Source organism: Streptomyces sp. KL116D (assembly GCF_030766975.1).
In the GTDB taxonomy this organism is placed as follows: domain Bacteria; phylum Actinomycetota; class Actinomycetes; order Streptomycetales; family Streptomycetaceae; genus Streptomyces; species Streptomyces longispororuber_A.
Genome location: NZ_JASERH010000136.1, coordinates 101,460 through 127,958, shown reverse-complemented (window position 1 = coordinate 127,958; position 26,499 = coordinate 101,460). Strand labels below are relative to the sequence as shown.

Genomic DNA, 26,499 nt, shown 5'->3' with positions numbered 1-26,499 from the left:
ATGCGCCTGGCTGAGGATCACGTCCAGAAGAAGGTGAGGCGGCTGCGCCGCTTGTCGAGGACCGGTTCCCCGGGCGGGAGTTGCTGGTCGGGGGTGCCCATCGCGTACACGCGGACGTGCAGCGTGCGGTGGCGGTAGGTGCTGTCCCATTTCCTGACTGCGGCGGCCAGCGCGCCGGCCAGGACGGGCGCCTGCGGGCCGTGCCCGATCACGCCGAACTCGACAAGATCCCCGGCAGGGCGTCTGGTCAGGTAGGCGAGCGAGCCGTCGCGGACCACGGCGGGGGTGGCGTGCCGGTTGAGCGGGACGACCAGGCCGGTGTCCGTGTCCTCGTCCACCGACAGGATCGCGAAGCCCGGCTGCGTCGTGGCCAGGTGCATCTGCAGGGTGCCGAACGACTCCGTCGGGGCGATAGACACCCCGGTCCACTCGCGCACCGGCTCGCTCTCCAGTGCCGCGGTCAGGCGCGCTGGATCCGGGACGTCGTGTTCGCCGAAGCTGAATCCGATCTCCTCGCCGTGCAGGAGAAGGCGCTGTTGATCGTGCTGGTCCAGGCCCGTCATGGGCACGAACCCGCACTCCTGCATGGACTCGCTGACCAGATGCCCCTGCGCCCAGACGAAGGCGATGGAGCGGGTGAAGCCGTGGATCCGCAGCGGCACCACCAGGCGCCCTGCGGCGGCGAGTTGGTGGACCAGGCCGGGGGAGATGTCCCAGGCGCCGGCAGTGACGACGATGGCGTCCCAGCCGTGGGCGGGCATGTGGTGGCGGGCGCCGAGCGCGCCATCCCCCAGGATCACGTTCACGGTGCCGTAGCCGGCCTGGGTCAGGAAGCGGCGGGCCCGGGTGGTGACGAACGGGTCGATGTCCACGCTCGTCACCTCGCCGCCCGGGCCGACGAGTTCCTTCATCAACGCGGCGTTGTAGCCGCCGGACCCGATCTCCAGAACCTGCATGCCGCTGCGGATGCCGGCCTGCCGGAGCATCACGGCCTGCAGCCAGGGGGCGGACACCGAACTGGTGGCCATGCCGTGCGCGTCCCACTTTGTGATCACGGAGTCATTCGGGCTGTAGACCTCGACGAGAGGGACGCCGGGGGCGAACACCTCGCGGGGCACTGCCTGCATGGCGTGCTCGATCGCAGGTGTGAGGACACCCTGCTCGCGCAGTCGCAGCACCATCTCATCGCGCAGCGCCGCCGCATTGGCCGGGTCGTTTTGAGTCTGTGACATCGGTGAGGACTTCCTGCCCAGCCATGCCGGGCGATCACGAAAGAGGGGAACAAGGATCAGGTGTGTGCACCGGCGCGCCGCACCACGATCCAGGCGACGGCGTCGGTCACCACCGCAGAAGCACCAATTGGAGGGGGTCGAAGTCGAAGGCAGCCCAGGTACTTCACGCGGTGGTCCAGCCGGAGGTGATGGGCCGTCGGGCAGGGGGTGTGGGCATTGCGGCGGTAATGAGCAGAGGAGTCGGCGGTCGAAGGCGGGGAGGTGCTGCAGGGTGGCGGGAGTGCAAGGTGGTGGTGCGGGCGAGATCATCGGGGATGTCTACTGCGATGCCGTCGTCGGACACGGGCACCATCGGGACGCGGTGGCCGTGCTCGACGAACCGCAGCACCTCGCCGCCCTCGCCCTGTTTGCGAGGGCCCTGGGGATACTGCCGGAAGCGTGTGATCATGCTGGTCCCTTCAGACAACGCATCTTGACGAGCTGGTCGGCGAGTTCACTGACAGCCCACCCGATGCGGCGGAGGTGACCGTGTGCGAGGTCCGGCTCGTCGGGCAGCGCCACAGCGCGCAGGCGAGCGCCGTGGCTGATTGTGCGGGCGACATCCTCATCGTGCTCATCGATCTTGGCCGCAATGGCGATGGCGCCCAGTCGGTTGAGGTGAGCGACCAGTCGGTCGGCCAGAGGCGGCACGTCCTTTGCGGCGACCGGTACCTCGTCGAGAGCGTCGGCTACGTCATCCAGAAGAACGTCCATGTCCAGCGGCTCCCAGGCGATCATCCGAGCCAAGACGTGGGCGAGGTAGCCGGCGTCCGGCGGCGGCGACCACGACTCTGAGGTGGAACCCGTCGTCACTGTCGGCTCTCTGGCGGCAGCTTGCTTGCGCGGATGACAGGGACGCGGCACCAAGCCATTGCTCCGTCCTCCGTGAAGCCCCAGCTGCCGCCCAACTCCTCGATCAGACCGTCGACGAGCGGCAGTCCACGGCCAGACTCCGCAAGCAGGTCGCCCTCGCGGATCTCAGGGACGGGGGAGATCGTCCCGTCAATGACTTCGAAACAAACCTGACCAGGAGCTACGAAGTAGCCACGCAAGCCGATCGACGGATTGGAGCCGTGGAGCACCGCGTTCGTCACAAGCTCGGAGATCACCACCAAAACGGCTTCAGCACGATCCTTGGGCATGCGGCACATGTTCAGCAGCCACGATCGGCCGATACGACGCAGCGTCCTTACGCGCTCAGGCGAGCGTTCCACGGCAGCAGCGATTGGCGACGGCGCAACCACGGATTGGTCCGATCCCAGCGCAGAAGCACGGATCAGAGCACCGCCCTCAGCTGCCCCGATGCTTGCCAGGCGTACAGCACTCAAGGTGCTGCTTCGGCCAATGGAGGAGTTCATGGGGTGCTCCTGCTCGTCCGGGGTGATCGGTCATGCGGCCTGCGCCGCGCTACCCAGGTAACTGCGCCGCGAACGTGCGGAGTTAGGGGATGCCGCAGGCTCTCCGCTGCGCCGCTTAGGGGTTTTTGACTTTCGCTTTACCTGACGGTGAGTGGCTTACCGGTCTACCGTGCGGTCATGGACGCCACGCGGAACATCGCTCTTGAGGCGTGGATGAAAGAACACCAGCACAGCGCCAACAGTCTCGCGCAGGCTGCGAATTCGGCCCTGGAGAGACTGACGGGTCGACCCGGACGATACGACGGTCGCCAGGTCAGGGACTGGCGCTCAGGGCGGGTCAAGTGGCCCAACGCGGCGACGCGGAAGGCGCTGCAAGAGGTCACGGGGAGGACCGCTCTCGAATTAGGGTTTGTCCCACGGGGCTGGCCTGCGCCGGCGCAAGCTCCAGAGCTGGAGGATGAGCACCCTATGCACCGCCGTTCCTTAGTCGCCGGAGTCACGGCGGCGGCTGTTGCTGCTGCCGCTCCGGGCGCCGCCTCTACCCGCAAGATCGGCATGACTGACGTCGCGAACCTTCAAGGCAAGTTCGCCAAGGTCATCGCCAGCGACCACCGGCATGGCGGGCAGCCGGACATTGAGCGGCGTGCAACCGCACTCGCCGACGAAGCGCTGAACCTACAGAACTCCGGTAGTGCTACCCAGCGGGTGAGGTCCAGCCTGTATGCCACGGCCGCCTCGTTCCGCTCCTCGGCGATGTGGGCCGCCATCGACGGCCGCCGGTACCAGGACGCCATCACGCACATGCGTGAGGCGCAGACCCTCGCCGAGTTGTCCGGCGACCAAGCGATCAAGTTCCGCATCTGGTCCCATGCGGGCAGCCTCTACCGCCACCTCGGTCGCCCCGCCGATGCCCGGGCCGCGAACGACGTGGCCAGGCATCTCCACATCACCCGCCGCGACCCGATGTTCGCCTCGCTAGGCCTGGCCCGGCAGCTGGCTATCCAGGGCGTAGCACACGAGCGCACGGCCCTGCACCGCACCTTCGACCAGGCGCAGGAAGCCATGGGGCGCGCTACTGAGGAAGCGCGGCCGCTTTGGTTGAATGCCTTCTACGACGACGCCGAGTTGCACTCGCTCGCCCTCAGTGCCTACCTCGCGGCTGGCGACTGGCCCACTGCTGAATACCACGCCCATCGCTGCCTGGCTGCTCTGCGGCCGCACATGCGGCGTTCCCTCGCCATTGCGACCAGCCGCCTTGCCCACGCCCAACTTGCGCAGGGCGACGCTGACGCGGCGACGCGTTCCGCGATGATGGTCCCGCAAGATGCGGCTACCCAACATGCGCGAGTCTCCCGCATGCTTCAGGAGTTCGGCGCTGCTTTGCGGGCCACCGCTCCGGGTAGCGCGACCGCACGTTCCTGGACCGAGCACACCGCCGCCTGGAGGGCCACAGCATGACCTCGGCACCCGCCATTGAACTCCGATCGTTCACCGAACTCAACGCAGCCCGCGGCGATCTGCTGGACGTGTACGCCGAAGTGCGCGCTCCACTGCTGCACCTGCCGAACTATGCGGTCACCGCGTTCGGTGAGCGGCTGGACCGGCACGGCTACGAACCCGGGTTCCAGGCCGTCTTGGCTTACGAGGGCAACCACCCGGTTGGCTACGCGTACGGCAACCGGATCGAGAGCGGAGACCGCTACTGGCAGCGCACCGATCCGGTACCGCCTGAGAAGTACACGACCCACCCGACCGTGGCGTTGAAGGAGATCGGCGTCCGACCTGGATGGCGCGGCACGGGCATTGCACGTCGCATCCACGACGAGTTCCTCGCGCACCGTGACGAGCCGTATGTGACGCTCATGGTCAACGAGGCGGCCGGGAACGGCAAGGTGCATGCGTTGTACCGGTCTTGGGGGTACGAAGATATCGGGTACAGCCAGCCTTCACCCGCATCTCCGCGACTCACCGTGATGATCCGACAGGTTGCTTGAGCGGGTTCCCTGGGGGCGGAAGTCTGGATGCCCACGGGTGTGCGCCGGGGCGATGGGTTGCCTGGGCAGTCGCGATGGGCGACGACGCAGGAGTTGCCCCCTCAGGCGCGGGGATCGTCCGTGGCGCCGACCACAGCGCGATGCCGTGCATGAGTCGCCCCCGCGCCCGCGGCATGGGGCACCGGGACCACCGGCCCGAACGTCGCCCCCGCGGGCCAGTGCGCGCATGGTGGCAGTCCTCTCGTGGCCTGTGGCGCGGCTGCGTCCGGGCGGCCGGCGAGTCGCCCAGGTGGTACGGGTGTTATGCCTGGTGTCGGCGGTCCGAAAAGAGGCAGTGGTTCACGGTTCGGTCCGTGAGCCAGGCCAGGCGTGGCCGCCCGGTGACCGATCCGACGGGCGGCCCGCTCGCACGAAGTCGAGATACTCGTCCTGAGCGATCCCCTGGTTGACCCAGCGTCCTCGAGAGGCGCCTGTGTACTCCTCAGCCAAGTCCAGGGCGTCCTGCGGGCCGTCGGTCGAGGCGAGGAGTCGGCCGAAGTCTTCTTCGTCGGTGTCCTGATCGAACGGCGGGAGCTCGTACAGGTCCACGATGGTGTCGTGTCCGTCCTCGATGGCATGGACGTAGACCTCGAATGCGGTTCCGACGGGCCGGATCTCGGCATACCGCACACCGGGCCGGTCGGGTGAGCCAATCGGCCCAAGAAACTGCTCAACCGGGCGACCCCGCCTCAAGGCCCCGAGAAGGAATGACTCCACCAAATAGCGCACTCGGGCACAGTACGGCGCTGGCACAGCAGCCGACCAGGCCGACGTCTGTGGGAGCCGTCAGCGTTCATGCGCTCTGGTCCACCACCAGCTGATCGTTGACCACTCATTACAGCTGGGCTCCGGCACGGTGCGGCGCTCGAGTTTTCATCGATGCGCGTGATCAAGCGCCCCGGATCCCTCGCGGTTCCGGAGGGAAGACGCAGCATCGCCCACTGCAGATCATCACGGGCATCTCCCACCCTCGGCGAATCAAACGCAGAGGCATCCAGGTATCGCCTGGGTTCCTAGAAAGCCCACACGAGACAACTCGGGTGCTTTGGCGACCGTGTTGGACCACATCTCCTGGTCTGCGACTCGCCGGATCGCGGCGCGAGTACGCGCGGCGATGCCGCGGCCCCTCAGAACCGGATACTGCCAACGTGGCCGCCACCGCTCAGCACGGACGGCCTTGGGACGCCCACGTGCCATGGGCCTGCCCATGGCACGATGCCTCGATTGGCCAGGTGCTGACAGAGGCCCTGGCGCCCGTGGCCGAGGGGAGTGAAGGGTGGCGGACAATCCGATCCCGCTGACCGAGGACGAGATCGTGATCGCGCTTGACGGCGCGCCAGGGTGGCGCCGCGATGGCGACGAGATCACGAAGACGTTCCGGATCCGCTATCACGGCGGCGTCGCAATGATCGTGCATGTCGCGGACGTTGAACGACTCGTCGGTCACCATGCCGACGTCGATCTGCGCTGGGGGAAGGTCCGCTTCGGGATCACCACGCATGACGCGGGCCACAGGCTGACCGCCGCAGACTTCGACCTCGCCCACCGTATCGACGCTATTGCGAAGGCGCACGAGGCGCAGCCCGTCAGCGACTGAAGCGAGAAGGGCCCCGCATTCGTGTGGGGTGCGGTGCTGTGGCCGTGTGGTTCTCGTCGGCAGCAGCTTCGACGCGCTCGTTGACGAGCTTGGTGGGCAGCGCTCTGCCCGGTCAGCAGTAGTCGTTGAGCCAGTCGCCCGGGATCAGGGCACGAATGCGGTCAAGGTTGTCCGCCGTCCGGCCACGGGCCAGGACGGCCGCGCCGTCGTCATCGCGCAGAAGGACGTCTTGCCCCAGGAACCACCGGGTCTCCTCGCCGATGGGGTATGCCGGGAACAGCAGTCGGACGGAGTTCGTCTCCAGCAGTTCGAGGCTGTCGCCGTCCGGGTCGAGGAAGTCGCAGAGCTCTTCATCGGCCTGCAGGGACTCCGACAAGATGATCTCGACGAAGCAAAGGGAAAGACGCTCCAGCCAGTCCTCCCACCGCTCGGCGCTCCTGTCGGCAAGGTCAAGCCGGATGAACACCGCAGGATCGTCATCCTGGAGGCTGTCGAGGAGGATGCCCCAGGATGCGGCTCCCTGGTTCTCGTGACGGAAGACCAGTGCCTCCTTGGCGTCATCGACATACAGCTCTGCAGGGCCGAGCAGCGCATCGTGGTTGCTGGTGAGATCTTGCCGGCGTCCGAACAGCAGATACGCCTCGCGCAATGCCGTCGGTAGCCGGACACCCAGCCTTTCCTCGGCAGCGTCGAGATCGGCCAGCGTCCATCCGTCATTGCTTCCCAGCGCAGCGCCGACCCAGTGGTCGGCGAAGCCTTGGATGAAGGTCCACGCGCCACTGCGGCCTTCGATGCCTCGGGCGAGCGATGCGGCAAGATCGAACTCTTGTGTCATGCCAGGACGATATCCGCCCCGCCGATCAGCCCACTTCGCGTCCTGACGCGCCGACCAGCTCTTCCTGGAATCCGGCAACATGTTCCGCCGATGGCTATCGCGCGGTAAGGCGATTGTTGATGTCTTCGACGTCGAACTGGCTGGGGTCGAAGGCGCCACCGACCCACTCCAGGAGTTCGTCGTGCTCTTCATGCCCAGGGTCGGTGATGGCCTCGATGAAGTTCGCGTAGCCCCATGGGCCGCCGCAGTCCTCGGGCGGGCAGGCCCGACGGCCGGTGATGCAGCGTGGATAGGCGGTGCCTGGTTGCTTGGGCAGGGCCTTCTCCACTTCAATGCGGTGCACCCAGTCGTCGCCGAAGTCGTAGGTGTAGCTGATCTTGTCCCCGACGGCGGGAGCAACCGCGTAGAGCGGGACCTTGCGTTCGTCACGGTGCCCGAGCTCGCTGTCGCGGTGCCCGTAGTCGCCGGCAGGGGTCTGGAAGAGGTGCATGTGGTAGTTCTCCCAGCCCATTGCCCTCTGGATCACCAGATGCAGGCGGTCGAGTGTGAGGTCGGCCGGGACCTGCAGCCGCCGCCAGACCGGCGGGCGGATGTCGGCCAGAGTGATCTTGATCTGCAGGACGGAGTCAGTGGGCATGGCACGGTTCCTTCGCAGCGGCGGTGCTCTCCTCCCCAGTCTGGCGGGGCCGGCCCTCGTAGTTCCAACGGAACGGGCGGGCCGTCTCGTTGTGGGCGATGGCGAATTCGGTGACCTTGTCCAGCAGGTCGGTGCGGGAGGAGAAGTCGCCGTGGCGCAGGACGGCACGGGCCATCAGGGAGAAGAAGATCTCTACCTGTTGAGCCAGGAGGCATGCTTGGGGGTGTAATGCGCCATGATTCGTGGGTGCGTTGCCAGCCAGGCCCGGGTGGCCTCGGACGTGTGCGAGGAACCGGAAGTACAGGACACCGGGTGAGGGAAGGTCAGAGCAGGTCACTGGCGTCGAGGAACGTTGCCGTACCACCGGTGAACTGCTGCCGGTCTATGGGCACTGCAGGTCCGCGGGCGACTCGTCTCCTCCATTCGGCAGCAGATACCGATCGGGTAGCCCGTTACTCGAATGATTTGGTGAGGGCTGCAAATCCACTGGATGGTGCGGCTGCGCCTCCCGTCTGCGGATTTGCCGGAGTTGCCATGTTGTTGAGGTAGGTGCGTACCCGGTCGGTCTGCGCGGTGGTGTGCTTGGTCTGTTCGCTCAGGGCTTGGCTTCCGGTGTCTTGGTGGGCGGCGTCGAGGAGGGCGGGGACGGCTTTGGGCCGGGCCAGGTGGTGGAGGTCGGTGTCGAGGTGGATGCCGTGCAGGCGTAGGGGGCCGATGCGTTGGCCGGCGATGGTGAAGCTGGCGTAGTGCTGGTAGCGGGGCAGGGCGATGACCTGGTCGGGGGTGGGTTTGTTGCCCCACTCGGCGGTGATTGCGGTGATGACTTTGCGGGAGCCGGTGGTGGTGGCCAGGGTGGAGGAGTTCTGCAGGAGGGCGTCGCGCACGGGTTGTGGCAGTCGGCTGAGGGCTTGGGTCATGCCGTGGATGCGGACCTGGAATTTGCGGAGGTCTTCGAACATGGCGGCCAGTGATTCGGGTGCGCTGCCGGCGATGGTGATGAGCTCGTCGAGGTAGGCGCGGAACGGGACGCGTTGATGGCTGGGGGTGTCGCGTCGGGAGCGGCCGGCGCGCAGGAGTTCGTGGGTGATGAGGGAGGAGACGAGGCGGTCGGTGGGGCTGTTGCCGGCGGTGCAGATCCATACGATGCGGCGGGTGTCCATGGCGGTGCGCAGGTCGAAGTGGCTGAGTGGCTGGCCGAGGAAGGCGTGGTAGACGGGGTTGGCGGCCAGGCGGGCCAGGGGGTTGAGGATGATGCCGAAGGCGTCGTAGGGGAGGGTGGGGAACACGGTGCGCCACCAGGAGAGGGTGTCCTCGCTCAGGTCGCCGGATACGGCGTGCAGGGCGCGGGTGCGGAAGTCTTTGTCGGTGAGCAGGGCGCGGATGTGGAAGACGGTGGTCTGGGCGTGGAACTGCTGGTCGTGGCAGGCGTGTTCGTTGACGGCGACCAGGACCTGGACGCAGGCGGTGAGGATGGTCAGGCCGCGTGGGGCGTTGGCCTCGTCCCAGTTCATGCCGGCGGCGAGTCCGTCGACGAGGGCGGCGACGACGTCGTGGCGGGGGCGGCGCGGTCGCATGTCGAGCAGGTTCCAGCTGCCGATGGGGTCGGTGTCGTGGCCGGGAGTGAGGTCGATGAGCTGGATGCGGGCCATGATGTGGCGGTGGGCGAGGTAGGGGGCGGCGCGCTCGAAGGAGTCGCGGTGCGGGTCCACATAGAGCAGCCCGCCGCCGACGTGGGCGACCATGATGGCCTGGGCCAGGGCGCGTTCGGTCTTGCCGCCGCCGGCTTTGCCCAGCCCGGTCTCGAACAGCGTCTCGTCTTCGAGGGTGGCGATCAGTCGGCGGGAGCCGTCGGCCTCCACCACGGCGCCCTGCAGCAGCAGGCCGCTCATCTCGGGGAGGGCGTCCATCTGGAAGGTGGGCAGCTGGGTGGGCAGCAGCGGCAGCGTGCAGTGGGTGGTGGGGGGTTTGAGGAGCCCGGCGATCTCCGGCAGTCGGGCCAGGTTGGTGCGGGGCGGGCGGCACTGTCCGCTGTCCCAGCGCCGCTGCCAGCTGGTGATCAGCGGACGCTGGTCGGGTCCCCAGCGCCAGCGCAGCAGCTGCAGTCCGCGCGGGGTGAGACGGGCCTCCTGGGTGAATACCGTGAAGCTGCCCTGCACGTGGGAGAGCAGGGCGCGGGCCCGGCCTTCCCGGTTGGAGGCGCAGCGGATCAGGATCTGCACCCGGGCCAGCGGGGCTTGTCCGGCCAGTTTGCCGAGCACTTGGTCCCGGTCGATCCGGCGCGGCTGGGGCACGATCACCGGCGTGGTGGGCCGGCCGGTGTCGTGGACCAGGGTGCGCAGCGAGTCGGTGGTGGTGTCCCGGTGTGCGGTGCGGGCGGCGGCACTGGCCTCGCGCCGTTCCCTGTCGCGGGCCTGCCGGAGGAGTTGGAGTTGCTGCAGGCGCTTGGCGAGGCGGGGGGCGGGCTGCAGGTCCACGCAGATTTCCACCAGGTCGCCGAGTTCGGTCTTGAGCGTGGCGAGGGCGTCCGCGAGGGGCTGCAGCGGGTCGGGGTCGAGGGGCACGGCGCGCAGGGAGGCTGCCGGGCTGCCGCGCAGCACCAGCTCGCCGCGGACCACGAAGTCCCGCGTGTCGTCCGGCTCGTCGGCCTCCGGGTCGGGTGGGGCGATGGTGACGGCGTCCCCGAAGCTGCTGGTGCGCAGGAACTTTGCGCCTCCGGGCGGGCCCTCCAGCTGGTAGGCGAGGGGGTGGTCGGCGTCGGAGCGCATCCGGATGCGGACCGTGCGGCTGCGTTTGGGTGCCCACCACGGCAGGGCGTTCGCGGCCTTCAGCATGCTCAGGCCCTGGCGCAGGATGCGTTCGGCGTCCGGATCGAAGTAGGAGGCGGGCGTCATGCGCAGCACGAACCGCTGCCGCGAGGCTTTCGTCGCGGCCTGCCGGGTGAGGACCTCCCACGCCAGCCAGCCCACCAGCGCGACGGCAAGGGGCACATACCAGTTCAGGACAAGCCACCCCAGGCCGCGGCCGAGGTCGAGCGCGGCGTCGGCGACGCCGGGCAGGGCCAGGGGCGCGGTTACGAGGTGGTGGGCGGCAGGGGTGTCCATCGGTCGTCTCCTGGAGCGTGGCGGAAGGTGAGGTCGGTGAGGCGGCCGTCGGTGTAAGTGCCGCCGCGATCGGCGCCGGCCCACACCAGGTGCACGATCGCCCGGCCGGGCACGGCAGGGTCGCGGCGGGCGATGGCCGCCTGGATCCGGATCCGACTGAAGGCTGGCCTCACCACCGCCGTCCCGGTGGCGGCCGCCGTGGGGAACGCGGTCGGGAACTCGGCCCGGTGGAGTCCGGTGAGGTCGGCGAGCAGCACGGTGCGGCCGAGCGTGACCAGGGGCCGGGCCTGTTCGGCGGGGAGGTCGGCGGGCCATGCACGGTCCAGCAGCTGCTGGATGGCCCGGTCCCCGGCAACTCCCTCGCCGCGCGGCGGCAGTTCGGTCTCAGGGCTGGGTCCGGTAGGCGGTGTGGCCGTCGGCGGGGTGGAACGCACGGCCGGTCCGGCGGCGCCGCGTCCGGCCCCGGCAGCGGCGCCGGACGCGGCAGACGCGACGCCCGGGGGAGCGCCCGCCGCACCAGGTGACGAGGAAGCCGGCACGGCGCGGGGTGGGGACAGCAGCAGCCAGCCGCCGACCATGGCCAGGGCGATGGAGAGGGCCAGCAGCAGCCAGCCACGACCCGGAGGCCTCGACGCGTGCGTGGTGGTCACAGCAGGCGGGCCCCTCCCGCATAGCCGGGCATGGCGTCGACCGGGTCGTAGCGCACCACGGTGCCCGGCCGAGCAGCGTTGATCATGCGGCCGCCGCCGGCGTAGATGCCGACGTGGTAGATCGTGGAGTCCCGGCCCGGCGCGTAGCCGAAGAACACCAAGTCCCCTGGGCGCAGAGCTCCGTGACCGGCCGAGGCCGAGATGCGCTGACCCCGGGAGGCCTGCGCGGCCGCGGTGCGCGGCAGCCGGATCCCGACGCGCGCGAACGCATAGGTGGTCAGCCCCGAGCAGTCGAACCCGGTGATGGAGGTGCCGGACTTGCCGCTGGGCGAGCAGCAGATGCCCTTCGACGGGCCGGACGCGTTGCCGCCGCCCCAGGAGTAGGGGACACCGCGCTGGGACAGCGCGGCCTGGAGCACCGTGCGCACTCTGCCCGTCACTTTGCTCAGGTCGGCGTTTCCTCCTGCGCGTGCGGCGGCGGTGTACTGGTCGATCCAGCGGCGCACGTTGGTGAGGTATTCGGTGCTGCGGTTGTACTGCAGGATTGCCGCCCGCAGTTGACCGGTCTGGGTGAGGTTGCGGCCGCGCCCGCACAGGTAGGCGGCGGCGCCGAGCGCGGCGTCGTCGGCGTTGTGCGGGTCGCGGGCGCCGTCCCGGTTGCCGTCCTGACCGGTGGACTGCCAGGTGGCGGGCATGAACTGGAACGGTCCGACGGCGCGTTCACCGGTCGCGGTGCCGTCCCACCTGCCGTCGTCGGTGTCGGTGAACACCGTGGTGTTGCCGCCCGCCCCGCTGCCGTTGAGCAGCACCCCGTAGATCCTGGGGCTAACGTCCCCGTTGTTGGCGATGGTGCGGCCGGCGGCGTGGTTGGACTCGACCTTGACGATCCCGGCCAGGATCGGCCAGCGCATCCCCGGCACTTCGGCACCACCGTGCTGATGCGCTTCACCGCGTTCTTGTAGGCGTGCAGCATGCGCGGCGGGATGTCCGCGTTGCTGCCCGCCTCGGCCAGGCCGTTATCGCTGTTCTCCTGCTGGGTGAGCACTGCCATCGTGCCTGCGGCCCCGGACAGCGGCGCCATGCAGCACACCGTCAGAGCGAGCAGCAGGCCGAGGAGCAGCGCCCACTTGAGCCAGGCGGCGGGCGCGGCGGGTCGTACGGAGCGGCGGCGGCAGGCGCCGCGGCCGGGTGACGGCTCATGTGCCCTCACCGCCGTCACCGTCGTCGTCGAAGGGGTAGCGGAGGCGGGTTGGGGGCGTTGTCCTGTTGGAGGCGGCGGAACATCTCCTGCGCCTGCCAGACGTGCGGCGGCCGAGGAGCCAAGGCCGCCGGAGAGCCGAGGCCGGGGACGTTGCACCCGGCGGGTGCTGCCGGCGGCGGTAAGGGAGCAGCGGCTGCTGGACCGGGGCGGGGGCGGGGGCGGGGTTGGGGCCGATCGCGCCGGGCCCGGAAGCTGTGATTCCGCCCCACGACCGCGCAGCTGTCTGTGGTCTGGCTGCTGGCGCCGCGAGGGGGCAGTGGCAGCAGTCCACGCCCCGGAGGGGAGCCCGGTCGCGGCGCCGACGCCGGTGCGCTGTTGGCGGGGGTGCTCGCTGGGGTGGCCGCGGTCGGGGCGCTGGGCCGCGCCGGCGGGCAGCAGTCCCGTGGCCCGGGGTCAGGCGGCGGCTGCTGCGCGGGCGGTTCGGGCTGCTGGAGCATGCTGCCCTGCGGCCTGGCGGTCCTGGTCCAGCGTGTTGCCCCACACCTGCAGTTGCTGGCGGACGTCGGTGGTGGCGTCGAGCGGAGCGCGGAGCTGCGGGGCGGGTGGTTGCGGGCAGGCCCATCGTCGCCCCGTACAGCAGGCGGCCGCCGGTGTGGCGCGATGCGGTAGCCGCGCAGTCGCACCAGACGGTTGAGGGCCCGGGTGGACAGCAGCGTGCGGTCGGTGTTTTGGTCGTGGAGGATCTCGCCGGTGCCCGGGGCGACGATCTGGCCGTGCTCGTTGCGGTAGCGGTCGGGCGCTCCGCCGGCTGTCGGGCGCCGTTGGCGGGTGTGGTGGTCGCTGCGGCGCTCGCCTGGCGCGGGCGGTCTGCGGCCGGGTTCTCGCCGTGGGCGGTGGGCTTGCGCAGCCGGGCGAGCCGGTCGGCGCCGGGCGGGCCCGCCGACCAAAGCCGCCCAGGCACCGCCGGCCGCAGAGACGGGCAGTGCCGATGGCGGCGCCGACGGGGGCCAGACCGCGAGAGGCCTCGGCGTTCGCATCGGCCAGCAGCAGCCGGCCCGGTTCGCCGGGCATGCCGGTCCCGTCACTCAGCCCGGCGACCACGCCCTGCCACAGGTGCCCGGTGCTCAGGCCGAGCCCGGTCAGGCCGCGGCCGCGCAGGGATCCGCCGGTGAAGGCTCTGCCCGCAGAGCTGCCGACGCCGTTCATGGCGAGGGCGGCACCGAGTCGGAGTCGCCGGCCAGATGGCTGCCGCCGATCTTGGCGTAGCGCATCCGCAGCGCGAGGCGCTGCCCGAACGAGGTGATCATCACGAGCAGGCGGCGGTGGAAGGCCAGACCGGCCAGCGCCAGCACGACGATCAGCAGGAGGCGTTCGCTCAGCAGAGGTCGGGGCCGTCGGTCAGGATCACGTCGATGGTGATGCCGACCGCCGGGATGAACGCGGCATCGGCGAGGATCACGGCCATCGAGATGCCGAACAGCGCCAGCCACTTCCACACCACGGTCCTGCTCGGCCCGGGCAGCATCCCCCACACGAAGGTGACCCCGCCCCTGCCGCGGCCGCGCCGGCACACACCGCCGAGACGCCCAGCAGCACCATGGCCGCGGACAGCAGCAGCGCGCAGATGAGCAGCGCGGCGAGGAAGACCATCACCACCGCGGCGACGCGCCACCAGGACGGCTGGGCGGCATACTCCGCGCACGCTTTGCCGACCGGCCCGGCCTTCTTCAGGTCGGTGAGGAAGGCGGCAAACTCCTGATCGTCCTTCGACAGGACCGGGGCGACGTTGTCCAGCAGCTGGCCGCCCGGGGTGAGTTCGGGCAGCGTGTCCGGTCCCTTGTCGCCGGGCTCGCGTTCGCAGTACTTGCGGCCCGGCCCGCGCAGCAGTCGGCACGGATCGTCCTTGTCTTTGGTCTTCTCGGTCTTGGTGGCGTAGCCGCCGGACACCCACTTCAGGTGCGCGGCATAGGCCTTGCGGTCGGTGGCCTGCCCGGGTCGAGGATGCGCCCGTACTGCAGGAGCATGAACGGCTTGACGACCAGCGAGTTGGTGACGGCGTCCTGAATCGGCTTCGCGATCTTCTTCGCGTCCGGTGTGGTCGCGTCCTGGATGCCGTAGCACTTGTCGAGGGCCGGTCCGGACAGGCCCGCGCACGGATCGTCGGAGGAGATCTTTCCGCCCCAGGAGTGCGCGCTGACCGTCCGATGTGCGACCTCGGCCGCGGCCGACTGCGCCTGCAGGACGGGCCCGTCCTTGCCGAGCAGGAAGCTGGGGTGACGAACACCGAGGCCGCCAGCGCCCCGAGCACCAGCGTGAGACCCATCTCCGAATCCGCGCTGTGCTTGCCGCGCACGACCAGCACCAGACCGAAGCACGAACGCCCATGCCAGCAGCAGTGCTTTGAGGCCGAGATCCTCGACGACGATGTCGGTGTAGACGTCGGACAGCCGCTGCACCGGGTGGGCCAGCAGCTGGAGCAGCGGGAAGCGGTAGGCGACCTCGACGGCCCAGCAGCCCAGCCCCACCACGACCCTCACCATGGTGAACAGTCCGCCCAGCACCATGGCCTGGGTGTGGAGATCAGCGAGAACACGCTGCCGCCCTGCGCCCCGAGCTCATAGCCCTGCAGCGGGGCGCCCTCCACGGTGTCCAGTTCCAGGGGCGCGAGCAGCCCGCCTACGCCGTCGGCTTCTGCCGGCGGCGTAGGCGACGGAGGTGTTCACGGTCAGGAATACCGTCACCAGCACGGCCACGAACCCGGCCGCGCGCAGCGTGCCGCCATCGGGGCGTCCCCGCGATCGCCTCCGGCGGCGGCGGTTGAGGATGCAGAGGGTGGTGACGCCGACGGCGAGGACGCCCAGCGGCCACGAGTGGGCCGGCGTGAGTGAGGCGACCGGCCCGGCTGCGGGGGCCGGGGCGCCCAGGCAGACGCCTCGCCCCGGGCCCACGATCGCGTCACACACCTCGACTGTGTGCGCCGGGGCGGCGGCCGGGCCACTGGGCCTGTCGGGCACGCCGGTGGCGGTGGCGCCTGCGCGTGGCCTGTTCGGTGGCGCGTGTGGTGGGGGAGGCGGCGAACGCGTTGCCGGTCTGCGGCCACCAGACCTCCGGCACGCCCGGCGTGGTGCGTCACGAGCATGATGGCGGTGATCAGCAGTGCCACCACGGTGGCGAGCACGGCGTAGGCGGCGGCACACGCCGGTAGTTCCGCAGGCGGGCTCGTCATGCGGACCCCTCGTTCCCGAGCCGGGGCGTGGCTGCCGGGGCGCGCGGGCTGTCGAGGGGGTGGTGCGGATGTGGTCGGCGATCCTCGGCAGGGCGGGGATGTGGACCTTGATGCGGCCGGTGTTCTGGCGCGGGCCGGTCAGCAGGATCTCGCCGGCCCGCTCGGCAATGCCGACGGGGGAGAGGTTGGTGGTCACCAGCCGGAGCAGGTCGTCGTCGCGGCCGTCGAGGCCGATGAAGTCCAGAGCGCGGCGCGCACGGTCGCGGTCCGCGGTGCGGGAGAGGGCCTTGTAGGCGAACAGGCCGCGGTCGGGGCCCAGTTCGCGCTCGTCGTGCGAGCCGGCGAACAGCCCGGCATGGTGCTTGCGGCCGTCGTGGAGAATCTCGTGCACCAGTGCGGTGCCCTCGGCCGAGCTGGTCAGCCAGTAGAGCTCGTCGGTGACCACCGCGCAGAACCGGGACGGGTCCGCGAACGCGGCCTGGCGGGCCATTGCCGCGATCAGATACAGCACGGCCCGGCCGATCAAGAGCTTCGAGGGGCTGCTGGTGCAGGATCTCGGGATGGGTGAACGCGGCCTTCGGCGGCAGGGTGAGACCGGCCGTGGTGATCACGATCAGGTCCGCGCTGCTCGAGCCGTTCAGCCGGGCGACCGGCAGCGTCGGGTCGAACACCATCCGGGCCAGCGGGTTGCTGGTGACCAGGCGCAGCATCCCGGCCACCGAGGCGGCCGCATCGGCGCGTGTGCCCGTACCGCCGCAGCGCTCTGGGTGAGGGCGTCCATGACCTTGGCCATGGAGGCGTCCGGCAGGGCGGCGGCCTGCTCGACGGCGTGGTGCAGGACCTCGCCCTGAATGCTCATGGCGCCGAGGCCGAGCTGCAGGGTGAGGTAGTTGAGCGCGTACTGGCGGCCCTCCGGCCCGGGGAACAGGCGCAGCGGATCGATGGAGAGTTCGGCCTGCGCGGCGTCGATGACCTGGCAGCGGCCGGGCGCGGAGCCGCGGGCGAACGTGGCCCACTCGCGCACCGGGGTGCGGTCGATGCAGATGGCGCGGGCACCGCGGTCCACGACCGCGCTCTGCACCGTCTTTTGCAGCACGCTCTTGCCGCCGCCGAGATCCCCGATCACGGCCAGGGACGCGAGAGGCGTCCTGCTTGGGCGCATCGGCCACATTCACGGTGACGGGGCGGGGCGTGCCGCAGTCGAGGTCGAAGCCGAGCAGGATCCCGTTGGGGTCACCGGCCTCGCTGCGGGTGAAGGCCCCGGACATCGCCCAGTCCTCGGCCAGCTGATGCTGGGTGAACTCCTTAAGAGTCAGCGGTCGGACACTTCCGGGCAGACCGAGCAGGAACAGATCGCCTTGCAAGCCGACGGGGCGCAGGATCCGGTAGTCGGCCCCCGCGAGCAGCTTCTCCAACGCGCCCGCGCCCGGGCATCACACAGCTCGGCGGCCGGTGCCCACACAGGTGAGCACGGTGACCGACTGGACCTCGACCTCGGCGGAGGTGCGGGCCAGGCGGGCGTCCATCTCGCCCAGATCGCGGGCGGCCTCGGGAAGATCGGAGGGCAACCCGGTGGGGCGGGCGTCGTACTGGTCGACCTGGTCGACGAGCTCGGTGCGCTTGCGCTGGATCTTGCAGGCGGGCCTCCGCGGCCGCCACCAGCGACAGACTCACGGCGAAGTCGACCGGGAAGTCGAGGACTTCCAGCTGCGCGAACAAGTCGGCGGCCTGCACGGAGACGGCCGGCGGCGCCTCGGCGAGCACCAGATGCGCCTGATAGCCGGTGCCGTCCGGGGACTCGACCTGCAGCCACCGGCGCTGGATCGGCGAGACGGCATCCTTCCACCACTGCCGGCCCGTCCCCGCGCCCCCGATACCCGGGGCCGCGCGAACAGGCCACGCCACCCGGTGCGCTCGCCAGCAGCCCGCCCGGTGCGGGGCGTGCCGCCTTCCTCAAGACGGACCTGACCGAGATCGGCGTAGCTGGGCGAGGCGAGCAGCCCTCGCGCACACGTCCCGCATACAAGGAGCTCGCCGTCGCCTCGGACAGCAGAGGCTCGGGCAGACCACGATGCAGCGCGTGCTGGACCAGCCACACGATCTCCGCCGGCCGGACCGGCCGGAACGGGACGGCGCCCGCCATCTGCGCCTCGATCTGCACCGCCTTCTCCCGGGCGCGGGCCACGTCCCTGCCACTGACCGGGGACGGCTGCAGGCCCAGCGCATCCGACAACTCCCGAACGCGCCCAGGCCCACAGACCGGAGCCACCATGCCGCGCCTGCCCACCGTGTCCGTCGACAACGGGACGGCCAGCCACAGGGTGCGCCGGTGCATCTCCTGCCCGTCCAGCACATCCAGAGCGGCCTCGACATGCTGCACCCAGGGCCGGGCCTCGGGCCGCAGCTCGCCGCTGTCCTCGTCGTGCAGACCCTCCAGCATCCGCCAGGCGACCTCCGCCGGATCAGTCTGGGCACACACCCCCAACAGGCGCGGCTCGCCCGACAGCGAGCGCACCAACTGGGTGATGCGCTGCAGCTGCTCCTCTCGCGCACCGCGGCCGGCAGATAGGTGCCGGTGACTCGGCCTCGGTGGAATGGCCGGGCTCATCGGCGCCCGGATGCAGGCGGTACAGGGCCCAGGTATGCCCGTCGGCCGACCACAGCAGATGACCGGCGATATGCCGGATCGGGACACGCATCAGTTCCGCTCCTTTGCGGCGAGGAGGGCGACCTGGACCGGGAGAGCGGCCGACGGCCGACGCCGAGGACAGCAGTTGCGGCAGCTGCGGGCGAACCGCGGCGGGGCGCGCGGCCGAAGGACACCGGGCGTGCACGGGCCGGGCCCGCTGGTGCCGTCGCGGGGCTGGGCGAGGGGAGGTGCCGGCCGGAGGCCAGGGGCTGGAGGGTGAGGTGCCGCAGACCGCCTGCGGACGGCGATCCCGCGCCGCCCGGCCGCCGATGTGCGGCCGCCCGCCGGCTGGACCACGCGCGCCAGGACACCCAGCGCGGCACCGACCGGCGTGCGGCCGGCGACCTGTGGCGGCGGCGGCGAAGATGGCCACGGCCCGCACGACGGCAGGGGACGGGACCCGCCAGCGACCACCAGAACGAGGAGGTCTTCACCAGCACCAGGCCGCCCAGCGACATGAGCGCGACCTGCACCGCGTTGAACGGGCCGAGCGGGATCCTCCAGTCGGCGAACTTCCCGATCACCCACGGCAGACGACGCGCCGTCGTATAGAAACGGGCCGTGCGCACCGGCTCGCTCCCCGCGCTCACGCCGCACCTGCAAGACCGGGCACCCGCACACCCGGCGCCAGCTCGGACGAGGATAGGGCACGTGCTGGCGGGCGGCACCCTTGGCCGGGTTGGTGACCTCGTCCTCGACCTTGTCCGCCAACTGCTCCCGGGCGTTGTAGATCCCGAGCGCAAGAACCATCAGCAGCAGCGCACCGACCCCGGCCTTCAGACTGAACCGCGTGACCAGCACGTACAGGACGATGCAGGCCAGAGCGACCTTGAGACCGGCATCCGCCCGGCCCTTGAACATGTCGATCCAGCCGGTGCCGAGATCGTCCAGCTGACCGGCGAGCACCACCTGATGCACGGAGTTCACTTCGCCTCGCCTCCACCCGAGGTGAGCGCTGCGATCTCCCAACGACCGCCGCGGGAAACGAGGATGAGCTCGTAGGACGGCGGCCACCTGCCCCGGGCGGTGCGGGCGCTCGCGGACGCCTGGACGTGCACGCGGGTGCCGTCCCCCGGCACGTGCTCGCCGGCCGCGCTCTCCTCGCGGGCGGCGACCACATCGACGTCGACCTGATCGGTCAGTGCAGGATCCACGGCCGCAAGCGAGGTCTTCGGCGCCAGGTAGCGGTCGACCTCACTGCTGCCCGAGAGATAGGCGGACAGGAAGTCGCTTGACCGTGTCCACCAGCGGGCCGCCGGAGACATTCACCCTGTAGGCCGAGGCGGTCGCCTTCGCTGCCACGGGCCCGGCCACCAGCGCGGGCACCCCGTCACCGTGACCGCGTCCCCGGCAGCGGACGCGGCCGCCGGCACGGCGAAGTAGCGCACCCCGTCGGCAAACTGCACGGCAGCGGTGACCGACCACCGGCCACCCGCGCGGGCCACGCTGCGCACCGCCGTCACCTTCTGCGGCGCCTTCGCACCCTCGCCCGGCTCGGGCAGCAATACCCCTGGAGCCAGCCGCAGCGCACGCATCGCGCTGGAGCTGTCAGGAGCATTGGCATCCGAGCGCAGCCACGCGTCGACGAACTCCGCGACGTAGCCGGACGGATCGGCCGGCGCCACCGCGGCGGACGTGCGCACCGGCGCCGGCGCGGCCTGCGCGACGACGGTCGTGGCCGGCTGGATGAGGGCCGCGGCGAGTCCGGCAGGACCGGCCAACAGACAGGCCCACACACTGAATCGGCCGAGCCGGACGGTGCGGCGCGTGCGCCGCAGGTCGAGCCCGGCCGCCATCGGCGGCGCCTGGATAAAGGGTGCTGGCATCAGCGTTCTCAAGGAGAGGGGAAACGAGGTGATGCCATGAGCCAGCAGCAGGGCGTACCGGTCCGCGTACCGATTTTGGGAGCTGCGGTTGCGAGTGGGTCACGATGCGACCGGTACGCCTACCGGTACGCGTTGTGCGGGGGCCGGCACAGAACGCGTACCGATGGGTGCCGCATCCCGCACCCCCAACGGCGGGGCGGCTTCAGCGCCTTCGCCGACACGCCGGCTGCCTGGCGGGCCGACCTCACCGGTACGCGTTCTGGGACGGCACGGAGCAGGAGCGCCCGTGCCCCGGCCGGTGCGTCTTCACTCTGTGTGGCCAACGCGGCGCGGTGCAGGGCGTGTTGCGCGGCTGCGCATCGTCCCGACATGGAGGTGCGCAGCCGGACGGCGCTGTGTTGCGCACCGGCTCTCCGGCGCTGTGGCGGACCGGTGCGCAGCACTGAACGCCTCGTGCGCAAGGGGTCGGGGCGAGGTGCGCAGTGCGGTGCGCAGTGCCGTCGAGCACCCCGTCCCGGCTGCGCAGTGCACCGCCGCCAGAGGCCACTGCGCAAAGCTCCGCCGGCCACAGTGCGCAGCAGCCCCCGGCCTGCTCCGCGGAGCACTGCGCAAGTCCTGCCGTCGAGAGCTGCGCACAGGGTGCTGCGCCGACGTGTACCGGCATCGGCGGGGCGCCGGTACGCGTTCTCCGGGCCCGTGAAACGCGTACCGGTCGACCGTCGGGGCTCGTTCCCAACGCAGACCGGTGCCCGCGCTGGCGGCTGGCCACGAGGGTCCCGAGAGTCAACGCAGGGCCGTTGACCTGGGAGGTGACGCAGACCGGTACGCGTTTCGGTACGCCTTTCGTAGCGCACCCGAAAACGCGTACCGATCAGCCGGGGCTGGGGCGGTGCGCCTGAATCCGGCAGCGGCCCGGCCGGTCGGGCCGGCGTCACGGCAGGCGACCAGTACGCGTTGGAAAACCGTACGCGTACCGGCCCTGGGGAGTGCGCAGTTGCGGCGTCGGAGCGCCCGGCCGCTGTGCAACTCCACTGCGCACCCGCGCCGTCGATGGTGCGCGCGAGCTCACTGCGCACCGATCGGACCGGCACCCGGCGGCGGCTATTACTGGGCTTTGCGCACCGAGTGGCTGGGCGTGGTGCGCAGTGGTCGGCGACGTTGCGCAGTCGGTGCCGTGGACCGGTGCGCAACTGGTGCGCAGTCCCTCCGGCGGACGGGTGCGCGACTTTGCGTACCGGTCTGCGCACCGGGCAAGCAGTCACACAACGTGATGGAAATGTGATCGCAGCCTGCGGGAATCGGTACGCAACCCGGTACGCCCCAGGGGTCAACTCCGACCTGGGCCAAGGCCGCACACTCCTTCCTGGGGTGCGGGCCCGAATGGGACGGAGCAGGCAGTTGAGTGGAGCAGTCCGCGGGTTCGGAGGAATGATCCAGCGCGGCCCGATGGCCAGCGATGTGCTCGGCGCGCACTACACATCCGTGTTCAACCAGGCGGTGCGCGACCAGCGCCTGTCCCGCCGGGCCCGCGGCCTCTTGGTCGAACTCCTCAGCCACCGCGAGGGATACGGGATCTCACTCGAGATGCTCCTCGCCCAAGGCCCCGAGAAGCGCGACGCCCTGCGAGCAGGGTTGTGCGAGCTGGAGCGGCACGGCTACCTGCTGCGTGAGCGCGTACGGACAGCGGGGACGGTTGGGGAGACGCGGTACGTCATCACGGACATGCCCGACGGCGTGACCGTATCTGCGCCCCTTTGCCGGCCGTCTCCGGACGCCGTTGACGAGCCCGACGAACGGGTATCGAGTTCCCGCAGGTCACAACCTGCGTCGGACTCCGTCCCTGGACAGCGACCCACAAACCTGCAGGTCACAACCTACGTCGGATTTCCCTACGTTGGCTGAGCCTACGTTGGCTCATCCGACACATAAGAAGAACAAGAACTTCAAGAAGACCAACCGCAGAGCACCAACCCCTCCCTCCCTCCGCGCCCACCACACGCGCATCCACCGCAGGGACGGACGGAACGACGGCTGCCCGCGGTGAGCAGATCCTGTTGTCGATCGCCCGGCATCACCCGGAACTCCATGCGGCGCTGGCGACTGGCACCACGCTCGCCGACCAGGCGCCGCTCGTCGGCCGCCTCCTCGCAGGCGGGGTGAGCCGGGAGCACATCCGCGAAGCCCTGGTCGGCCGCCCCTATCCGCCACCGGAGCAGCGCACCACTCCCTGGCCGCACTCGTCGCTGCCCGTTTGCAGCAGCTGACGCTGATCGCCGCGGCCGCCGACCGGGCCCGCGACACCCCGACCGTGCCCCACAGCCCGCAGACGCACCGACCCTGGGCACCGCCGCGCTGGGCGTGGCCGCGCCCAAACGGAGTGCGGGACAGGACGGCCTGTGCGGGCGCCCGGTCCTGCGCCCGGCGAGCTGTGCCCACCGTGCACCCGACTCGCCGCCGGAGCGTGACGCACGTGATCCACAATGAGGCAGGGATACGGCGGCTGGGGGAGCACTGATGGTGAGGGATGGTCGTGGCGGCCGCCGGGTGGGGTGCTGCAGCAGGGTGGTGCACGCTGGCCGCCCACCACCGTCTCTGCGTACCCGACCGTGGCCCGTGGCGCACCACGTGTCCCGACGGGCACCCGCTGCCCACGGAGCCCGTACCTGGCACGGCTCCGTTCTGCCCTGCCGGCCGGCATCGCTACGACCGTCGGAGCAACAGCTCGTACAGTCCCGGCCGTCGGCGCCATGGTCTGCGCTCTCCTGGCCCTGGCCACCGGACAGCATCCCGGCGATCGCCTGGCTGACGCTCGCCCCCGTCGCCATCCTGCTGGCGCTCGTCGACGCCCGCGTACACCGCCTCCCGACAGGCTCACTCTGCCCACGGCTCTCCTCGCCCTCGCCGTCCTGGCCCTCGCCGCCGGGATACCCGGCGCCCGAGGATCCTTCGCGAGCGCCCTGCTGAGGCTCCCTCGCGCTGGGCGCAGTCTTCCTGTTGATGTTCCTGGCCGCCGAAAACCATGGGGTTCGGCGATGTGAAACTCGCCCTCACCGTCGGCGCAGTACTCGGCTGGTACGGCTGGCGCGCACTGTTCCTCGGCGTCCTCGCGGGCTACCTCATCGCCGCCGCCCACGGCATCGTCCTGATGGCCCGCCGCAAAGCAACCGGCGCAACACGCCTGCCCTTCGGGCCGTCACTCACTTATCGGCACTCTCCTCGGCGTCACCCTCGGCGCCGCCCTCCCGTGAACCAGCGCGCCACTGAAGCAGCACCGCGATCGGAGGGCCCGATCGCAGCGGTCGGGACGATTGCCGGGCGATTCGGCCGTTCGCTGCGGCAGTGGGCTGCATGGTCGTCAATACGCCGGTGTGCGACTTGCTTGGGGCACGCGGTCGGGCCTGTCCGTTTGGCAGGCTCCTGTCCTGGTTCCCGGAGCCGGCTGGTCTGTCAGACCTGACCCGTAGGGTGGCCCGCCTCGGACCAACGTGAGGGGAGCGGAACATGGCGGGGACTCGGCGCCCGATTCGGCGGAGCACAGCATGACGGTGCACAACGAGATCAGTGGGGGAGCGCGCAGACGGTTGTGCAGACCGGCACGTACCAGGCTTGCTACATGGCGCCGCAGCCCGGTCCTCCTGTCTGGATCGGTCGGCAGCAGGCCTGCCGAGACTTCCGCGCCCTCTGTTCGGCCGGGAAGCGATCGTTGCCGAGGGACGCAAGCTGCTTGAGGAAGCCCAGGGTGACGGTGCGGCTGCGGTCGTGGCGACCGGCGCGCCCGGCATCGGCAAGAGTGCGGTTGCACTGCACCTGGCCCGGCTCGTGGCGGCCGCCTACCCGGACGGGCAATTCCACGTTCCGTTGGCGCTCGCCACCGGCGGATCGGAGCGGAGGACCTCGTCTCGACGCTGCTGCACACGCTGTGCCGCGGCCCGTTACCTCAACGAGTGCGTTCAGCCAGACTCACCATGCTGCGCGAGGTGCTGTCGACAGGGCGTGTGCTGCTGCTCCTGGACGATGTCGCCTCCGAGGAGGCTCTTCTCGAAGTGCTGTCCATGGACGGTCCGTTCGCGCCGTGGTGTGCACCAGCCGATCGCGGCTCACGGCGGCCTGTCACAGTGGTGCACGTGTTGGAGCTGGACCCGCTGCAGGATTTGTCTGCGGCCGATCTCGTTAGATCGGCGGCCGGACCGGGCGGCTGACGGACGAACAGAGCGTCGAACTCGCCCGGGCATGCACCGGCCACCCCCTCGCTCTGCACATCGCCGCCGCCCACCTGAAGAGCCGGCCGCGCGTCGATGCCGACCGATTCACCGCGGACATCTCCCACCCCGGACGCACGGGATGCGTGCCCTGAAAGCTGGACAGTCGGCCGTGCAGACCGTGCTGGAGCGCAGCGTTGTAGACCTCACCCCCGAGCAGGAGAGCTGCCCGTCACCTCGGTGTCCTGCCGCACATGTCCGTCACCGTGGACGTCGGCCGCGTATGCGGGTGGGCACGCCGACGAACTGGACCTTGCATCTCTGGAGGCCACGGCCGACCAGCTGGATGCCCTGTTCGAGCTGTGCCTCGTCGAACAGCTGGATGACGAGCGGCTCTGTGTTCCACGGGATCCTCCACCGGTTTGCGAGGCTGCAGTCCCAGTGAAGTCCCGGCCGACGAGCGTCGCGAGGTCGTCCTGGGCCGGGCCTGCTATGCCATGGTGGCCGCGCGGCGCAAGTGGCGACGGAATCGATCGGCTTCCTCGATCAGTGCGGCCGCGCAGCCAGCCGAGACGCAACACTGAGGCGTTGCGGCAGTTGGACGCGGACCGACTCGCGGGCGGTCGCGCTCGTCGAGTCCGCCAGGGCGTACCAGGCGTGGACCGAGACAGACCTCGCCTCGACGATGACGCCCTTTATGGCAGGGCGGCCACTGAGCGATATCTCTGCGGGTCTACGAGTGTGTGCACGAGGCTGGTACATCCACCGGCGAGACGGCTCGCTTTGATCGGCGACCGCTCTGCACACAACCTGGCCCGACACGCCGCACACCTCGGAGAGAGCCAGCGGGCCATGGAGTTGCTGCGTCGTGCGCGCAGGCCGCTCGCGAGGCTGACCACCTTCCTGATGTATCTCACGCATCTCGACCATGGGGTCGCTGCTCATCAACCGCCGTGCTCGCGAGGCGATTCTCACCTACGTCACGGCGTGCGGTTCTGGCGGCTGGCGGGCGAACGGACCGTACTGGCCCACGCTCTGGGCGCTCGGCAAGGCGTACACGTTGCTCGGTGCAGGACGCGCTTGCCGAGCGATACCTCGATAACGCAGCAAGTTGTCTCTCTCGCTGAGGGCGACATTGATCCGGGGGGCCGAGGAACGTTCAGTCTGCTCCTGCGTATGACCGGGCGGATGGCGCAGGCGGCCCAGGAAGCCGCGGTGGACATCGAGCGTGCACGGGCCGCCGGAAGCCGCGAGTGGCGCACAAGCCCTTCTCGACCCGGGCCGACGACGCGCCCACAGGAGCGGCCGCTGTCAGCGCAGATCCCCTCGGCGCCGCACTGGCCATCTACCGCGACACCCGAGACATTAGCAGGGACGAGTGCTGGGCGCTCTTCCGCCTCGGACGGCGGGCCGTCGACAGCGCAGACATCCCGGAGGTCGATCGAGTAGCCCGGGCGAATGTGCGCAACTTGCTCGACTGAGCTGGGGACTACGAGCACGCTGCCGGGCCCTCGCGGACCTGGCGGCGTTCCGCGGGCAAGTCGGCCGGCTCGACGAGGCGGCCGCAGGACTCCACGCAGCAGCCCGCAGCATGGCTCGACCACGTGGGAAACCCTGTCCTCATGGCGTGGACGCTGCACAAGCTACGCCGCCTACCTGTGGGACCAGAGCAGGATCGAAGAGGCCGTCACGCTGCTGAGGACGCGGTCAGCAGCGCTGAACGGCACGCCGGAGAGCAGCCCTCGCCCAGATGAAGGCGTCGCTGGGCGAGGCCCTGGTACATCGCCGGACGGTGGCAGGAGGGTGCCCGCATCCTGCAGCCTCTCGTCGCCGAGACATCAAACGCTCCACGTGCCGCCCTTGCCCAGGCGCAACG

General features: G+C 70.2%; 26 protein-coding genes. 7 read left to right on the top strand and 19 right to left on the bottom strand.

Annotation, left to right across the window (positions count from 1 at the left end):
- Positions 1–17: 17 nt before the first annotated feature.
- From fxlM to RBJ77_RS49125, 3 genes are all read right to left on the bottom strand, one after another.
- The gene (gene fxlM, locus RBJ77_RS49135; protein WP_372350905.1) at positions 18–1,232 is read right to left on the bottom strand and encodes a methyltransferase, FxLD system; all 1,215 of its coding nucleotides are present in this window, start codon (positions 1,230–1,232) and stop codon (positions 18–20) included.
- Between the two features lie 444 nt (positions 1,233–1,676).
- Positions 1,677–2,084, bottom strand: coding sequence for a DUF6415 family natural product biosynthesis protein (locus RBJ77_RS49130; RefSeq protein ID WP_372350904.1), 408 nt, complete (start codon positions 2,082–2,084; stop codon positions 1,677–1,679).
- Positions 2,081–2,629 carry an ATP-binding protein gene (locus RBJ77_RS49125; RefSeq protein WP_372350903.1) on the bottom strand — a complete coding sequence of 183 codons (549 nt, stop codon included), beginning with the start codon at positions 2,627–2,629 and terminating at the stop codon, positions 2,081–2,083. The genes RBJ77_RS49130 and RBJ77_RS49125 overlap by 4 nt, the downstream gene beginning before the upstream one ends.
- A 555-nt stretch (positions 2,630–3,184) precedes the next feature.
- On the opposite strand from RBJ77_RS49125, the gene RBJ77_RS49120 reads away from it, so the two are divergent.
- Positions 3,185–4,087, top strand: coding sequence for a hypothetical protein (locus RBJ77_RS49120; protein ID WP_372350902.1), 903 nt, complete (start codon positions 3,185–3,187; stop codon positions 4,085–4,087).
- Positions 4,084–4,623, top strand: coding sequence for an N-acetyltransferase family protein (locus tag RBJ77_RS49115; RefSeq protein ID WP_372350901.1), 540 nt, complete (start codon positions 4,084–4,086; stop codon positions 4,621–4,623). Before RBJ77_RS49120 ends, RBJ77_RS49115 begins: the two co-directional genes overlap by 4 nt.
- Before the next feature lie 339 nt (positions 4,624–4,962).
- On the opposite strand, the gene RBJ77_RS49110 is transcribed toward RBJ77_RS49115, so the two are convergent.
- Positions 4,963–5,391 carry a hypothetical protein gene (locus RBJ77_RS49110; RefSeq protein ID WP_372350900.1) on the bottom strand — a complete coding sequence of 143 codons (429 nt, stop codon included), beginning with the start codon at positions 5,389–5,391 and terminating at the stop codon, positions 4,963–4,965.
- A 547-nt stretch (positions 5,392–5,938) separates the two neighbouring features.
- Here RBJ77_RS49110 and RBJ77_RS49105 point away from each other — a divergent pair.
- Positions 5,939–6,259: a 4a-hydroxytetrahydrobiopterin dehydratase gene (locus RBJ77_RS49105; RefSeq protein WP_372350899.1), complete on the top strand. Its 321-nt coding sequence runs from the start codon at positions 5,939–5,941 to the stop codon at positions 6,257–6,259.
- 112 nt (positions 6,260–6,371) lie between these two features.
- Here the strand turns inward: RBJ77_RS49105 and RBJ77_RS49100 are convergent, their stop codons facing one another.
- The 12 genes from RBJ77_RS49100 to RBJ77_RS49045 form a co-directional block, all read right to left on the bottom strand.
- The gene (locus RBJ77_RS49100) at positions 6,372–7,094 is read right to left on the bottom strand and encodes an SMI1/KNR4 family protein (RefSeq protein ID WP_372350898.1); all 723 of its coding nucleotides are present in this window, start codon (positions 7,092–7,094) and stop codon (positions 6,372–6,374) included.
- A 94-nt stretch (positions 7,095–7,188) separates the two neighbouring features.
- Positions 7,189–7,731: a plasmid pRiA4b ORF-3 family protein gene (locus RBJ77_RS49095; protein ID WP_372350897.1), complete on the bottom strand. Its 543-nt coding sequence runs from the start codon at positions 7,729–7,731 to the stop codon at positions 7,189–7,191.
- Positions 7,721–7,906: a hypothetical protein gene (locus tag RBJ77_RS49090; RefSeq protein ID WP_372350896.1), complete on the bottom strand. Its 186-nt coding sequence runs from the start codon at positions 7,904–7,906 to the stop codon at positions 7,721–7,723. Before RBJ77_RS49090 ends, RBJ77_RS49095 begins: the two co-directional genes overlap by 11 nt.
- Positions 7,907–8,183: 277 nt before the next feature.
- Positions 8,184–10,832 (bottom strand): ATP/GTP-binding protein, encoded by a 2,649-nt coding sequence (locus RBJ77_RS49085; protein WP_372350895.1) that lies wholly within the window; start codon positions 10,830–10,832, stop codon positions 8,184–8,186.
- Complete coding sequence (locus RBJ77_RS49080) at positions 10,802–11,482, bottom strand: hypothetical protein (RefSeq protein WP_372350894.1); 681 nt, start codon at positions 11,480–11,482, stop codon at positions 10,802–10,804. The genes RBJ77_RS49085 and RBJ77_RS49080 overlap by 31 nt, the downstream gene beginning before the upstream one ends.
- The gene (locus RBJ77_RS49075) at positions 11,479–12,393 is read right to left on the bottom strand and encodes an NlpC/P60 family protein (RefSeq protein WP_372350893.1); all 915 of its coding nucleotides are present in this window, start codon (positions 12,391–12,393) and stop codon (positions 11,479–11,481) included. Before RBJ77_RS49075 ends, RBJ77_RS49080 begins: the two co-directional genes overlap by 4 nt.
- Positions 12,394–13,885: 1,492 nt before the next feature.
- Complete coding sequence (locus RBJ77_RS49070; RefSeq protein ID WP_372350892.1) at positions 13,886–14,035, bottom strand: hypothetical protein; 150 nt, start codon at positions 14,033–14,035, stop codon at positions 13,886–13,888.
- Positions 14,036–14,138: 103 nt separating this feature from the next.
- On the bottom strand, positions 14,139–14,630 hold the full coding sequence (locus tag RBJ77_RS49065) for a hypothetical protein (protein ID WP_372350891.1): 492 nt from the start codon (positions 14,628–14,630) through the stop codon (positions 14,139–14,141).
- Between the two features lie 5 nt (positions 14,631–14,635).
- Positions 14,636–15,247 carry a hypothetical protein gene (locus RBJ77_RS49060; protein ID WP_372350890.1) on the bottom strand — a complete coding sequence of 204 codons (612 nt, stop codon included), beginning with the start codon at positions 15,245–15,247 and terminating at the stop codon, positions 14,636–14,638.
- Positions 15,248–15,298: 51 nt separating this feature from the next.
- Positions 15,299–16,420, bottom strand: a complete 1,122-nt coding sequence (locus RBJ77_RS49055; RefSeq protein ID WP_372350889.1) for an ATP-binding protein — start codon at positions 16,418–16,420, stop codon at positions 15,299–15,301.
- A 126-nt stretch (positions 16,421–16,546) separates the two neighbouring features.
- Entirely contained in the window at positions 16,547–17,035 is a 489-nt protein-coding gene (locus RBJ77_RS49050) for an ATP-binding protein (RefSeq protein ID WP_372344136.1), read from the bottom strand.
- A 307-nt stretch (positions 17,036–17,342) separates the two neighbouring features.
- Complete coding sequence (locus RBJ77_RS49045) at positions 17,343–17,477, bottom strand: hypothetical protein (RefSeq protein ID WP_372344137.1); 135 nt, start codon at positions 17,475–17,477, stop codon at positions 17,343–17,345.
- Between the two features lie 761 nt (positions 17,478–18,238).
- On the opposite strand from RBJ77_RS49045, the gene RBJ77_RS49040 reads away from it, so the two are divergent.
- Positions 18,239–18,478, top strand: coding sequence for a hypothetical protein (locus tag RBJ77_RS49040; protein WP_372350888.1), 240 nt, complete (start codon positions 18,239–18,241; stop codon positions 18,476–18,478).
- A 129-nt stretch (positions 18,479–18,607) separates the two neighbouring features.
- Here the strand turns inward: RBJ77_RS49040 and RBJ77_RS49035 are convergent, their stop codons facing one another.
- From RBJ77_RS49035 to RBJ77_RS49025, 3 genes are all read right to left on the bottom strand, one after another.
- Positions 18,608–19,525 (bottom strand): hypothetical protein, encoded by a 918-nt coding sequence (locus tag RBJ77_RS49035; protein WP_372350887.1) that lies wholly within the window; start codon positions 19,523–19,525, stop codon positions 18,608–18,610.
- Positions 19,522–19,752, bottom strand: coding sequence for a hypothetical protein (locus RBJ77_RS49030; RefSeq protein ID WP_372350886.1), 231 nt, complete (start codon positions 19,750–19,752; stop codon positions 19,522–19,524). The genes RBJ77_RS49035 and RBJ77_RS49030 overlap by 4 nt, the downstream gene beginning before the upstream one ends.
- A 111-nt stretch (positions 19,753–19,863) precedes the next feature.
- On the bottom strand, positions 19,864–20,424 hold the full coding sequence (locus RBJ77_RS49025; protein WP_372350885.1) for a hypothetical protein: 561 nt from the start codon (positions 20,422–20,424) through the stop codon (positions 19,864–19,866).
- Between the two features lie 1,428 nt (positions 20,425–21,852).
- On the opposite strand from RBJ77_RS49025, the gene RBJ77_RS49020 reads away from it, so the two are divergent.
- From RBJ77_RS49020 to RBJ77_RS49010, 3 genes are all read left to right on the top strand, one after another.
- Complete coding sequence (locus RBJ77_RS49020; RefSeq protein ID WP_372350884.1) at positions 21,853–22,326, top strand: hypothetical protein; 474 nt, start codon at positions 21,853–21,855, stop codon at positions 22,324–22,326.
- Positions 22,327–22,478: 152 nt separating this feature from the next.
- The gene (locus tag RBJ77_RS49015; RefSeq protein WP_372350883.1) at positions 22,479–22,688 is read left to right on the top strand and encodes a hypothetical protein; all 210 of its coding nucleotides are present in this window, start codon (positions 22,479–22,481) and stop codon (positions 22,686–22,688) included.
- 1,701 nt (positions 22,689–24,389) lie between these two features.
- A complete protein-coding gene (locus RBJ77_RS49010; protein WP_372350882.1) occupies positions 24,390–24,623 on the top strand; it encodes a hypothetical protein in 234 nt (77 codons plus the stop codon).
- The last annotated feature ends 1,876 nt before the right edge of the window (positions 24,624–26,499 follow it).